Source organism: Pseudomonas syringae group sp. 247E2 (assembly GCF_032587795.1).
Lineage (GTDB): Bacteria > Pseudomonadota > Gammaproteobacteria > Pseudomonadales > Pseudomonadaceae > Aquipseudomonas > Aquipseudomonas amygdali.
The window spans coordinates 259,327-271,845 of the sequence record NZ_JAWHPK010000037.1; the positions used below are offsets into that span (position 1 = coordinate 259,327).

Consider the following 12,519-nt stretch of genomic DNA (forward strand, 5'->3'; position numbering starts at 1 on the left):
GTTTTCAGCCGTTGAGCGACTTCATCGACTCCGGGCTGTAACGCTCGCCCGACACGGCCCCTTGCGCCGGGAAGATCGCATCCAGTTGAGCCAGCTCATCGGTACTCAGCGTCAATGAAGCTGCTGCCACATTGCTTTCCAGGTACTTGCGCTGTTTGGTGCCCGGGATCGGAATGATGTCGTCGCCTTGAGCAAGTACCCAGGCCAGCGCCAGTTGCGACGCGCTGACGCCTTTGGCCGCAGCCAGTGCCTTGACCTTTTCTACCAGTGCCAGATTGCGTTTGAAGTTTTCGTCCTGAAAGCGCGGGCTGAAACGACGATAGTCATCGGCAGCGAAATCGTCCGGGGTGCGCAATGCGCCAGTCAGAAAGCCACGGCCCAGCGGGCTGTAAGCCACGAAAGCAATACCCAGGCGACGGCAAGTGGCGAGCACATTGTCGTGCTCCGGATCGCGTGACCATAACGAATATTCACTTTGCACGGCGGCCAGCGGATGCACGTTGTGGGCTCTTTCGATGGTCGCTGCGCTGGCTTCGCAGATACCTATATGGCGAACCTTGCCAGCCTTGACCAGCTCGGCCATGGCACCGATGGTGTCCTCGATGGGCACATTGGGGTCGACACGGTGCTGATAGTAGAGATCAAGATAATCGGTATTCAGCCGTTTCAGGCTGGCATCGATGGACTGGTGAATGTACGCCGGGCTGCCATTCACGCCACGCGCATGCGGGTCATCGCCACGCACGATGCCGAACTTGCTGGCCAGGTAAATACCTTCGCGTTTGCCTTCAAGAGCCCGGCCGAGCAACGTCTCGTTGGTGTGCGGGCCGTACATGTCCGCTGTATCGAAAAAGGTGACACCCAGCTCCAGTGCGCGGTGCAAGGTGGCGATGGATTCCTTTTCGTCGATGCCGGTGGTGTAGAAGTCCGACATTCCCATGCAGCCCAGCCCGATGGCAGAAACCTGCGGACCGTGGTGACCCAGTTGGCGCGTGATCACAATGAACTCTCCTGATCGTTGAAAGAGCCATCAAGTCTCTACGCTTTGGCTGGCGCAATAAACCGGGTGTTTCTTATTTCACTGTTGTGAAAATCCGAATAATTAACGTTCACAAAGCGCGAGAGCGTGCGGCGTCAATCCGACAAACCGTACTAGTCATAAAATCACGAGTGGAGTACAAATGTACTCCATGAGCACATTATCTCCCCGTCGCAGCGCAATCCTTACCTTCATCCGCGATCGCATCGCGCAGCAAGGGCAATCGCCGAGCCTGGCGGAAATCTCCGAGGCTTTCGGTTTTGCTTCACGCAGCGTGGCGCGCAAGCACATTGTGGCCCTCACAGAAGCCGGTCTGATCGAGGTCGTAGCGCACCAGGCCCGGGGTATTCGCCTGCTCAACAGTGAGCCACGGCCCGAATTGCTCGAACTTCCGGTATTGGGGCGCGTAGCTGCGGGCGCACCTATCGGGCCGGACCTCGATATTCACACCACACTGCATCTGGACCGCAGCACGTTTACCCGTGTGCCGGACTACCTGTTGCGCGTGCAGGGCGACTCGATGATCGAAGACGGTATCCTTGATGGCGATCTGGTCGGCGTGCACCGTAACCCGCAGGCCAGTGACGGCCAGATCGTCGTTGCCCGCCTGGACGGCGAAGTCACTATCAAGCGCCTGCATCGCAGTGCCGATCAGGTGCGCCTGTTGCCGCGCAACCCGGCCTACGAACCGATCATTGTCACGCCTGATCAGGACTTCGCCATCGAAGGCGTATTCTGCGGGCTGGTCCGGCGCGAATGATGGGCGCGGTGGTCAGCCTTGACGCCTTGCTGGATGAGCGCAGGGTCTGGAAAGGCCGTCAGCAGAGCGCGCCGCAGGTCAGCCCGCACCCCAGTGGCCATGCGCTGCTCGATAGCGCCTTGCCCACTGGCGGCTGGCCTGCTGCCGCCCTGACTGAAATTCTCATCCCGGCCAATGGCAGTGGGGAATTGCGTCTGCTGTGGCCAAGTCTGGCAAGGTTGTCCGCGATCGGTGAGCGCATTGTGCTGGTTGCACCGCCCTACATTCCGTACCCGCAAGCCTGGCTGGCCGCCGGGGTCGATCTGCGCCAATTGGTCGTCATCGAGGCCGGTCCGCGCGATGCCCTGTGGGCTGCCGAACAGTGCCTGCGCTCCGGCAGCTGTGGCGCGGTCGTGTGCTGGCCCGGCATGGTCGATGACCGTGCGCTGCGACGTTTGCAGGTCGCTGCCGAAACCGGGCAGACCCTGGCGTTTGCCTGTCGCCCGCAGCAGGCCGCCGCCAATCCGTCACCGGCGGCCCTGCGCATCGCTGTCGATACCCGTCCTGCACAATTGCGGGTGCTCAAGTGCCGTGGCGGGCTTGCGCCGCCTTTCCCCATTCCATTTTCGACCGACGCCTGAGGTTCTTATGCTCTGGGCCTGTGTCTTGCTGCCGCAACTGGCGCTCGACGGCGTCATGCGTCGTCGTAACGATCCCGATGAACCTCTGGCGCTGATCAGCGGCAGTGCTCAACGTCGCGTGTTGCAAGCCGTCAATCCGGCGGCGCGTGCGCTGGGTTTGAAAGCCGGGCAGTCGCTGACGGCCGCTCAGGCGCTGGTGTCGAACTTCTCCACGGTCGAGCATGACCCGGCCGACATTGAGCGCTTGCAGCAACTGCTCGCGGCCTGGGCGTACGGTTTCAGCTCCAATGTCAGCCTCAAGTACCCTCGAGTGTTGCTGATGGAGATTGAGTCCAGTCTCAAGCTGTTCGGCCCTTGGCCGGTGTTCGAGGCACGCTTGCGTGAAGAGCTGACCACGCAGGGTTTCCGGCATCGCATCGTGGTCGCGCCCAACCCGATAGCCGCACGGATGCTGGCCAACATGCATGACGGGCTGAGCATTGATTGCCCGCAGGCGTTGCGCCGCAGCCTGGAGCATATGCCGCTGGAACGCATCGGTCTGAGCCGTGAAACCGCCACGGCCCTGACACGCATGGGGCTGCGCTCTGTGCGGCAGGTGCTGGCCCTGCCGCGCGATACACTGGCGCGGCGGTTCCCGGCCAGCGTGCTGCAGCATCTCGATACATTGCTTGGCGAACGACCGGTGGCACTGGAGTGCTACACACCGCCGGACTTCTTCGATGTACGCATCGAGCTGAATTTCGACGTCGAGTCGCATCAGGCCCTGTTGTTTCCGCTCAAGCGGCTGATCGCCGATCTGGCTTTGTTCCTGGCCGGACGCGACAGCGGTGTGCAGCGATTTTCCCTGCATCTGGAGCACGTTGAAGGTCCGGAGACTGTGGTGCCAGTCGGACTGCTGAGCGCCGAGCGCGATGCGTCGATGCTGTTCGAACTGGCCCGCGGCAGGCTTGAGCAGGTGCTGGTCGCGTCGCCGGTACGTGCCGTGCGCCTGCTGGCGCGAGACTTGCCGGATTTTGTCCCGGCGCACCGTCAGTTGTTCGATGAGCGCGTGCAGCAGACCTTGCCCTGGGAGCAACTGCGCGAGCGCCTGCGTGCGCGACTGGGTGACGAGTCTGTGAATGGCTTGCGCGCTCAGGCCGATCACCGTCCTGAATGTGCCTGGCAACCACACAGCACAAGCAAACCGGTCTTGCCGGCCAAAGCTTGTATGCGCCCGGGCTGGTTGCTGCGAGAACCCCAGCCGCTGCCACTTCATGCCACGCGCATCGTGGCGGGGCCCGAGCGAATCGAGTCAGGCTGGTGGGACGGCGGCGATGTACGCCGCGACTACTATCTGGTCGAAACCTCCAGCGGCCAGCGCGCCTGGGCCTATCGCAGCGTGGGCGAGCAGGGTGAACTGCTGCTGCATGGCTGGTTCGCATGACCAGCGAATACGCCGAGCTGCATTGCTTGTCCAACTTCAGTTTTCAGCGCGGCGCCTCAAGCGCCCGTGAGCTGTTCGAACGAGCCTTGCGCCACGGCTATCAGGCGCTGGCCATCACTGACGAGTGCACGCTGGCCGGTATCGTACGTGCCTGGCAGGCGTCCATCAGCACCGGCCTGCCGTTGATCATCGGCAGCGAAATGCACATCGAGAACGGGCCGAAAGCCGTGCTGCTGGTGGAAAGCCAGACAGGTTATGAGGCGTTGTGCAAATTGATCACGGTGGCACGCCGCAGAGCCAGAAAAGGTGAGTACCGGTTGTTGCGTGAAGATTTCGAGCCGTCTCCGGACGGGTTGCTGGCCATCTGGCTGCCGGAAATCGAAGGCGACGCGCAAGCCTGCCTGGCGCATGGACGCTGGTTGCGTGAGCGCTTTGCCGAGCGCCTCTGGCTCGGCGTGGAGTTACATCGCGGCGCGGATGACGAGCAGCGTCTGGCCGACTTGCTGGCGCTGGCGCAATCGTTGGGTATCCCGGCAGTTGCCAGCGGTGATGTGCACATGCACGCGCGCGGTCGGCGTGCCCTGCAGGACACCATGACTGCCATTCGCCATCACACGACCGTGGCCGAAGCAGGGCACCTGTTGTTTGCCAACGGCGAGCGCCATTTACGGCCACTGGATGCGCTTGCCGAGCATTACCCGGACTGGCTGCTGGCCGAATCGGTGCGTATTGCCCGGCGCTGCACGTTTGATCTCAAACAATTGAAATATGAATACCCGCACGAGCTGGTCCCCAAAGGCCAGACACCCACGTCGTGGCTGCGTGAACTGACCGAGCGCGGTGCCCGCAAACGCTGGCCGAACGGGCTGACGCCAGCCACCCGCGCGCAGGTCGAGAAGGAACTGGCCCTGATCACGGAAAAGAAGTTCGACAGCTACTTTCTGACCGTGCATGACATCGTCGAGTTTGCCCGCAGCCAGCACATCCTTTGTCAGGGACGCGGCTCGGCGGCCAACTCGGCAGTGTGTTATGCGCTGGGGATCACCGAGCTGAACCCGGAAAAGAGCAACCTGCTGTTCGAGCGCTTTATCTCCAAAGAGCGCAACGAGCCACCGGACATCGACGTGGATTTCGAGCACGACCGCCGCGAAGAAGTCATTCAGTACATATTCAGGCGTTATGGTCGGGGCAGGGCGGCGCTGACCGCAGTGGCCAGCACGTATCACGGCTCGGGCGCAGTGCGTGATGTGGCCAAGGTGCTGGGTTTGCCGCCTGACCAGATCAACGCCCTGGCCGATGCCTTTAGCCGCTGGAGCGATTCGCTGCCGTCGCCCGAACGCCTGCGCGAATACGGCTTCGATGCCGACATGCCAATCCTCAAGCGTGTGCTGGCACTCACCGGCGAGCTGATCGGCTTTCCTCGGCATTTGTCGCAACATCCGGGCGGCTTCGTGATTTCCGAGCATCCGCTGGAGACGCTGGTGCCTGTCGAGAACGCCGCGATGGCCGACCGCACGATCATTCAGTGGGACAAGGATGATCTGGACCTGGTCGGCCTGTTGAAAGTCGACATACTTGCACTGGGCATGCTCAGCGCTTTGCGCCGCACGTTCGATCTGGTGCATCTGCACCGGGGCAAGCGCTGGACCCTCGCAGACCTGCCGGGCGACGACCGGAAAACCTACGAAATGATCAGCCGGGCCGACACCATCGGCGTGTTCCAGATCGAGTCGCGTGCGCAGATGGCCATGCTGCCGCGCCTCAGACCGGAAAAATTCTACGACCTGGTCATCGAAGTCGCCATTGTCCGGCCGGGGCCGATCCAGGGCGACATGGTTCACCCATATCTGCGTCGGCGTAATAAAGAGGAAGCCATTACCTATCCGCCTAAACTAAAAAGCGTCTTTGAGCGCACCCTGGGCGTGCCGCTGTTCCAGGAGCAGGTCATGGAAGTGGCGATCATCGCCGCTGGTTACACACCGGGCGAGGCGGACGAACTGCGCCGAGCGATGGCCGCGTGGAAACGCCACGGCGGGCTGGAGCCGCATCGCGAACGGCTGCGCACGGGCATGCTGAAAAACGGCTATGAAGCGGACTTTGCCGACCGGATCTTCGAACAGATCAAGGGCTTTGGCAGTTATGGTTTTCCCGAATCCCATGCCGCCAGTTTCGCCTTGCTGACCTACGCCAGTTGCTGGCTTAAGTGCCATGAACCGGCAGCGTTCACCTGCGCACTGATCAACAGCTGGCCGATGGGGTTTTACAGCCCGGATCAATTGTTACAGGACGCCCGTCGCCACCACATTGAAATCCGCCCGGTGGATGTGCGCTACAGCGACTGGGATTGTTCGCTGGAGCCGCTCGATCATCCCGACAGCACGCGCAATCTGGCGATTCGCCTGGGGCTGCGCATGGTGCGTGGTTTTCGCGAGGATGATGCCCGGCGCATCGAAACGGCCCGCTCGAAACGGCTGTTCAGCGATGCCACAGACCTTAGCCTGCGTGCCGGTTTGGACGCTCGCGCCGCTGAAGCACTGGCGGATTCCGGGGCCTTGCGTGGCCTGATTGGTCATCGGCACCGGGCGCGCTGGGAAGTGGCAGGGGTGGAAGCCCAGCGACCGTTGTTCAACGACTTGCCCAGCGAAGACACACAGGTAACGCTGCCGCTGCCGACGGTGGCCGAAGACCTGATGGCCGACTACGCCACTCTGGGTACCACCCTTGGTCCGCACCCACTGGCCTTGCTGCGTCGGCAACTGGCTGCCAAACGCTTTCGCAGCTCACAAGACTTGCTGAGCTTGGAAAACGACCGAACCCTCAGCGTGGCGGGGCTGGTCATCGGCCGCCAACGACCGGGCACCGCCAGTGGCGTGACCTTCGTGACGCTGGAAGACGAATTCGGCATGGTCAACGTCGTGGTCTGGCGCGACCTGGCCGAGCGACAGCGCAAGGTCTTGGTGGGCTCGCAATTGCTGCAGGTGTTCGGGCGACTGGAATCGAAAAGCGGCGTACGGCACCTGATCGCCCAGCGGCTTTATGACCTGACGCCGCTGTTGACTGGACTGGATGTGCGCAGCCGGGATTTTCAGTAATCGGGCCTGTAATTTGCAGTAGCAATCGGTACATCCTGCCAACGAGTAGCCCTGTATGTACAAAGACTACCCAGCCGCTTACCAGGTCAGCAAAGGCGCGGCGCTGCAAGTGGATACGGCCTTTTACGAGCGTATCCGCACGAATGCGCAGCAGCGTAACCTCGTCGAGCAATTTGAAGTGCCGATCCGCACCGGACGGGCCTGGAAGGTCAAGGCCGGTCAGGTGTTTCGGGTCACCACACCGGTGGGCCCGCAGGTGGGTGATTTCAATGTCTGGAACGCCAACGACCCCCGCGAGCGCCTGTGGGCTGCGCGCACGCGGCAGTTGCAGGGTGCGCATATCAGCACCCACGATCGGCTGTGGTCGAATCTGCCGTTTTTACGGCCGCTGGTCACCATCACCGATGACAGCCTGGCCAGCTACGGGATCGACGAGCATGGTGGCCGCCTGCACGATTTGCTCGGCACGCGCTGTGATCCCTACGTCAACAAGATGCTGACCGGTGAAGACTTTCACCATCACTGCCATTCCAACCTGACCCGCGCAGTGTTGCCGCACGGGCTGACCGAATTCGATGTGCATGACGTGTTGAATATCTTCCAGTGCACCGGCCTGAACCATGACGACATGTACTTCATGAAAGCCTGTCCGGCGCAAAAGGGCGATTACCTGGAGTTCTTTGCTGAAATCGACCTGCTGTGCGCCTTGTCGACCTGTCCGGGTGGCGACCTGTCACTGCCGATGTGGGGGCCTGACGCGCAGGACCCGTTAAGCGTTTGCCGTCCGCTGGGCGTCGAAATCTACGATCTCGACGCTGCGTTGCTGGAGGGTTGGCAGTCTCCCGAACGTGCAGCTTATAACGGTCAGCATGGCTTGCAGATTGCCAAGGCTGAATGGGAAAAATAACCGCTCAGGCTGCGCGAGCCATCTTGCGCAGCCCCCAGACCATCACCGCCCCCAGCCCGAGCATGGCCAGAAGCAGTGCCGGGTAGGCCACCCACCAGTGCAGCGGGGCGGTCATCATGCTGAATTCCGACATGCCGCCGATCCCGGCAATCAGGTTCAGGGGCAGAAACACCACATTGATTAGCGTCAGTTTGCGCAGCAGGGTGTTGGTGCTGTTATTGACCAGATTTCCGCGTGCATCCATCAACCCGGCGAACACCGTGGAATAGATCTCCGCCTGTTTGTAGCACTGGTCGTTCTCGATGATCATGTCGTCGATCAGCGCCAGGCTGTCGGCTGCGTATTGCCGGCCTTGCGCATGGTTGCGCAAACGCGTCAGGACCGCCCCGTTGCTGTGGATGGCATTGATGTAATACACCAGACTTTCGCTGAGGTTGAACATCTGCAGCAAATGGCGGTTTTCCAGGGAAGAGTTGAATTTCTGCTGCAATTCCCGGGCGACCATCTTGATGACTTTCAAATGGCCCAGATAGTGATGAATATTGTTGAACAGCAGCTCCAGAAGGATATCCAGCGGCTGGTCTAACGGGCGGTGAGCCCCCAGCGCGCTCAAGGGTAGCTCGTCATCGCAGATCAGCACCAGCTGGTCCCGGCTCAACAGCACGCCAAAGGACGAAACGTCGAACGAGAAGCTGTCCTTGCCCGAATAGTTCTCGGGACGTTTCCAGATAACGAACAACGCATCAGGGTGAAACTCGATGCGCGAAATTTCGTCGGGGTCGAGTGCCGAGGCAACGGCATGCTCATCAAGGTGAAATCGCTCCAGCAATAATCTGCGTTCCCCGGCATCGGGTTTGCTGAACCACAGCACCTGAGCCTTTTGCGGGTCACATGCCAGCAACTGGTTGTTGTCGAGTTTCAGGCCCTGAATCATCGTTTCACCATGCCTGGCCGAGGCGTTTGAGCTCAAGACGGCGGACGAATTCTTCCAGCACCAGGCTGTACAGATCATCCTGCAGATAAGCGTCTTCGATGCCGGCGTCCAGATTCGGGTTGTCGTTGACCTCGATCACCACCACTTGATCGCCTGACTGTTTCAAGTCCACGCCATACAAGCCGTCACCAATCAGGTTGGCGGTCTTGAGCGCCAGTTCGACCACGGCGCGCGGCGCTTCGTGCACCGCCAGGGTACGGCATTCGCCAATGACCTCGGCACCGATTGCCTTGTGGTTGTAGATCTGCCAATGCCCTTTGGACATGAAGTACTGGCAGGCGAATATCGGTTTGCGGTTGAGAATGCCAATGCGCCAGTCGTACTCGGTGTAGAAAAACTCCTGAGCCAGCAACAACACCGAATGCTCGAACAGCTGGGTCGTTGCCGTGTGCATTTCCTCGGGTGTGCTGACCTTGATCACGCCTCTGGAAAAACAGCCATCGGGAATCTTCAATACCAGCGGGAAACCCAGGCGTGTGGCCACGTGCTGCAGTTCTTCCGGGCGATCCTTGTAGAGGATTTCCGTTCGCGGCATGCCCAGATCATGGCTTTTGAGCAGATCGGTCAGGTACACCTTGTTGGTGCAGCGCAGGATCGAGGTGGAGTCATCCATGACCACCAGCCCCTCGCTTTCGGCTTTCTTGGCAGAGCGATAGGTGTGGTTGTCAACGCTGGTGGTTTCACGAATCAGCAGCGCGTCGTACTCGGCCAATCGGGCGTAGTCTTTCTTCTCAATCAGCTCGACATCGATGCCCAGGCGCTGACCGACGCGGATGAAATTGGCCAGCGCCTCGGTGTTGGACGGTGGCAGCTGTTCCTGCGGGTCATGCAGGATCGCCAGGTCATAGCGGGCCATGCGCCGGGAGCTGGGCTGGCGCCAGACGTTGCGGCTGAAGCCTTCCAGCGCCATGGCGAACTCATCCTGCTGATCATCGCGCAGGCGCGGCAGAGCGCCGGCCTTGATACCAGCAATGTGCCAATTGTCACGCTTGCGAAACTCCACCATCAGGATCGGGCAGGGGAAGACTTCAAACAATTGACGGGCGAGATCCTTCAACGGCTCAAGTGTGGTCTGACCGAAGTAAAGTGTCAGGGTAAACCCTTCGGTGTCGTCATAAGGGTGATCCTGAAGTGCGGTTTCCAGCAACTTGTCCAGGTCATCGAGGGCCAGGCCGTAGAGTGACTTGCGGGTCAATTCGCTGATGGTCTTTACCGAGGGAATGACATTGTGCTGGCGCGCTTCGGCCAGCAGGGAACAGTAATAACCGTGGCCCAGGTACTTGTAGCTGCGGCACAGGTTGATGACTTGCACACGCTTGCCTGCCGTGGCTTTCAGCGGCTTTTCCAGATAATCCTGGGCGCTGATCAGGTTTTCGCTGGGGAAGTACGATGCCCAGTCTTCGAGCCGTTCGACAATAATCACCAGTTGCCTCTGCGCTGCAAAGAGTGTTGTGGGGTCTGCTCGTCGGGTTGTTGCTGAAAGCGCAAGTTGCGCAGATACTTCGTTCATCTTCACCTGTGCCGCTGACATGTGTAATCGATCCGATGGGAAACAAGTCCTTTCTATTAAGCATGTGCTTTTTGAAATGTCCCGTTTCGTTACACAACTTTTACGGCGGTGCAGATGGACTTTATATTTCGCGATGCAGTTGAAACCGATGTCGACGAATTGCTGCTCTTGGAGAACCAGTGCTTTGACGGCGACCGTCTGACCGCGCGCAGCTTTCACTGGATGATTCGCCGCGCCAATGCCAGCCTGATCGTCGCCGAGCAGGCCGGACAGCTCACCGGCTATGCGCTGGTGCTGTTTCATCGGGGCACCTCGCTGGGGCGTTTGTATTCGCTGGCGATTGCCGATGCGGCGCGGGGCAAGGGGCTGGGCAGGCAGTTGTTGCAACGTGCCGAGCAGCAGGCCGTGGGCCGCGACTGCGCTTACCTGCGCCTTGAGGTGCGCCCTGATAACCACGCGGCTATCGGGCTGTACGAACGCAACGGCTACCGGCGCTTCGCTCAGGTCGACGACTATTACCAGGACCATGCCCCGGCGCTGCGTTACGAGAAGCGCATCGTCGAGCATGCCCGGCTGGACAGTCGTTCAGTGCCTTACTACCAGCAGACTCTGGAATTCACCTGTGGCCCGGCCTGCCTGTTGATGGCGATGAAGGCTCTGCAACCTGCGCGTTTGATGGACCGCGCCGAAGAACTGCAGATCTGGCGCGAGGCGACCACGGTGTTCATGACCTCCGGCCACGGTGGATGCAGTCCTCAAGGGCTGGCGCTGGCTGCCCGGCGACGGGGCTTCGCCGTGAAGTTGCTGGTGTCGATGGCAGGCCCGCTGTTTCTGGGCGGCGTGCGCAGCGACAACAAGAAACAGGTGATTCGCCTGGTTCATGAGCAGTTCTGTCATGAGCTGCGAACCTGCGGTGTAGAGACGCTGCCCAACCGCTCATTGAACCTGCCGCGCTTACTGGCCGAGGGTGGCAAGCCGCTGGTGCTGATCAGCAGCTATCGCCTGACACGCTCCAAGGCACCGCACTGGGTGATGGTCACCGATTGCGACAGCGATTTCGTCTACCTGCACGATCCTGATATTGATCACAGCCTGCATCGCCAGGCCATCGACTGCCAGCATATGCCGGTAAGCCATGCCGACTTCAACCGCATGAGTTGTTTCGGCAGCGATAAACTGCGCGCCGCAGTGATTGTGTTTGCCGCGCCTGTGGATGATCATGCGTGCGCTTCCCAAGCGGCTTCAGCAGCCCGGCCACAGGATCCCGTACATTGATCAAGTCAGCCCTCAAGGCCCTTTGCGCATTGGCCATCGCCGCGAGCCTGTCGGCCTGCATCAGCGCGCCAGTCCCTTTGACGCCAAAAACTGCCGAACAGTTGCGGCAGCAGCCACCAGTGCGGTTCCTGCTGAGCTTTGATGACGGCCCCAGTGCGTCGACTTTTTACAACCCCAGTATCACCGTACTCGACAGCCTGGCCGACAATCCGTTGCAGCCGAACATCAAGGCCGTGTTCTTCGTGCAGACCGGCGCCACAGGCGCAGGGAATAGTGATCAGGGGCGGGCGATCATGCATCGTCAGCATGAAGAGGGGCATTTGCTCGGCTTTCATACCGCCACGCCGCACCACACCAATCATCGTTCGTTGACCGATGAGGAGTTGGAGCAGTCCCTGACCCAAGGCTGCGCCATCATCGCCTCGATTACCGGCGTGCCGACCACGTTGTTGCGCCCGCCGTTCTGGAACTACGACAAACGCACGTTCAGCGCCTACCAGCGTCATGACCTGCATGTATTACTGACTGACCTGAGCGCCAATGACGGCAAGATCTGGGGCTATAACTTCAGCCTGCGCCGCCGTTCGAACATGGTCAGTCAGCTCTCGCAAGTACGTGAACGCATCGCCGCCGGAGAGCTGCCTGCAGTGGACGGGGTGATTCCGGTGGTGATGACCTTTCACGACCTGAACCGCTACACCGCACGGCATGCGCAAGAGTACCTGCAGATACTGGTCGACAGTGCCCATCAGACCGGCGTGCGACTTGCCGACAAGCCGTTCTACGACGACAGCGCGCAGTTGCAGCGCGCTGCCCTGGCGCGCACGGTCAAGGACGCGGGGCAGCCTGTACGGCTACCCGGCGCATGGAACTGGATCTGGGACCACAACGCTCACTGA

General features: G+C 60.6%; 10 protein-coding genes. 7 read left to right on the forward strand and 3 right to left on the reverse strand.

The window, feature by feature from the left end:
- Positions 1–4: 4 nt before the first annotated feature.
- Positions 5–1,000, reverse strand: coding sequence for an aldo/keto reductase (locus RYC18_RS25920; protein ID WP_005777499.1), 996 nt, complete (start codon positions 998–1,000; stop codon positions 5–7).
- Positions 1,001–1,181: 181 nt separating this feature from the next.
- Between RYC18_RS25920 and lexA the strand changes: the two genes are divergently transcribed.
- From lexA to RYC18_RS25945, 5 genes are read left to right on the forward strand one after another with little or no spacing between them, the layout of a single operon-like run.
- Complete coding sequence (gene lexA / locus RYC18_RS25925; RefSeq protein ID WP_010202582.1) at positions 1,182–1,799, forward strand: transcriptional repressor LexA; 618 nt, start codon at positions 1,182–1,184, stop codon at positions 1,797–1,799.
- The gene (imuA, locus tag RYC18_RS25930) at positions 1,799–2,419 is read left to right on the forward strand and encodes a translesion DNA synthesis-associated protein ImuA (RefSeq protein WP_005777496.1); all 621 of its coding nucleotides are present in this window, start codon (positions 1,799–1,801) and stop codon (positions 2,417–2,419) included. The genes lexA and imuA overlap by 1 nt, the downstream gene beginning before the upstream one ends.
- Positions 2,420–2,426: 7 nt before the next feature.
- Positions 2,427–3,842: a Y-family DNA polymerase gene (locus RYC18_RS25935; protein WP_005777494.1), complete on the forward strand. Its 1,416-nt coding sequence runs from the start codon at positions 2,427–2,429 to the stop codon at positions 3,840–3,842.
- A complete protein-coding gene (locus RYC18_RS25940; RefSeq protein ID WP_046832860.1) occupies positions 3,839–6,934 on the forward strand; it encodes an error-prone DNA polymerase in 3,096 nt (1,031 codons plus the stop codon). Before RYC18_RS25935 ends, RYC18_RS25940 begins: the two co-directional genes overlap by 4 nt.
- 55 nt (positions 6,935–6,989) lie before the next feature.
- A complete protein-coding gene (locus RYC18_RS25945) occupies positions 6,990–7,841 on the forward strand; it encodes an urea carboxylase-associated family protein (RefSeq protein ID WP_316887023.1) in 852 nt (283 codons plus the stop codon).
- Positions 7,842–7,845: 4 nt separating this feature from the next.
- Here the strand turns inward: RYC18_RS25945 and RYC18_RS25950 are convergent, their stop codons facing one another.
- Positions 7,846–8,775 carry a magnesium transporter CorA family protein gene (locus RYC18_RS25950; RefSeq protein WP_005743647.1) on the reverse strand — a complete coding sequence of 310 codons (930 nt, stop codon included), beginning with the start codon at positions 8,773–8,775 and terminating at the stop codon, positions 7,846–7,848.
- A gap of 4 nt (positions 8,776–8,779) precedes the next feature.
- On the reverse strand, positions 8,780–10,366 hold the full coding sequence (locus tag RYC18_RS25955) for a RimK family protein (RefSeq protein WP_316887024.1): 1,587 nt from the start codon (positions 10,364–10,366) through the stop codon (positions 8,780–8,782).
- 93 nt (positions 10,367–10,459) lie between these two features.
- On the opposite strand from RYC18_RS25955, the gene RYC18_RS25960 reads away from it, so the two are divergent.
- Positions 10,460–11,620: a GNAT family N-acetyltransferase/peptidase C39 family protein gene (locus tag RYC18_RS25960; RefSeq protein ID WP_005777487.1), complete on the forward strand. Its 1,161-nt coding sequence runs from the start codon at positions 10,460–10,462 to the stop codon at positions 11,618–11,620.
- Positions 11,617–12,519: a polysaccharide deacetylase family protein gene (locus tag RYC18_RS25965; RefSeq protein WP_005777485.1), complete on the forward strand. Its 903-nt coding sequence runs from the start codon at positions 11,617–11,619 to the stop codon at positions 12,517–12,519. The genes RYC18_RS25960 and RYC18_RS25965 overlap by 4 nt, the downstream gene beginning before the upstream one ends.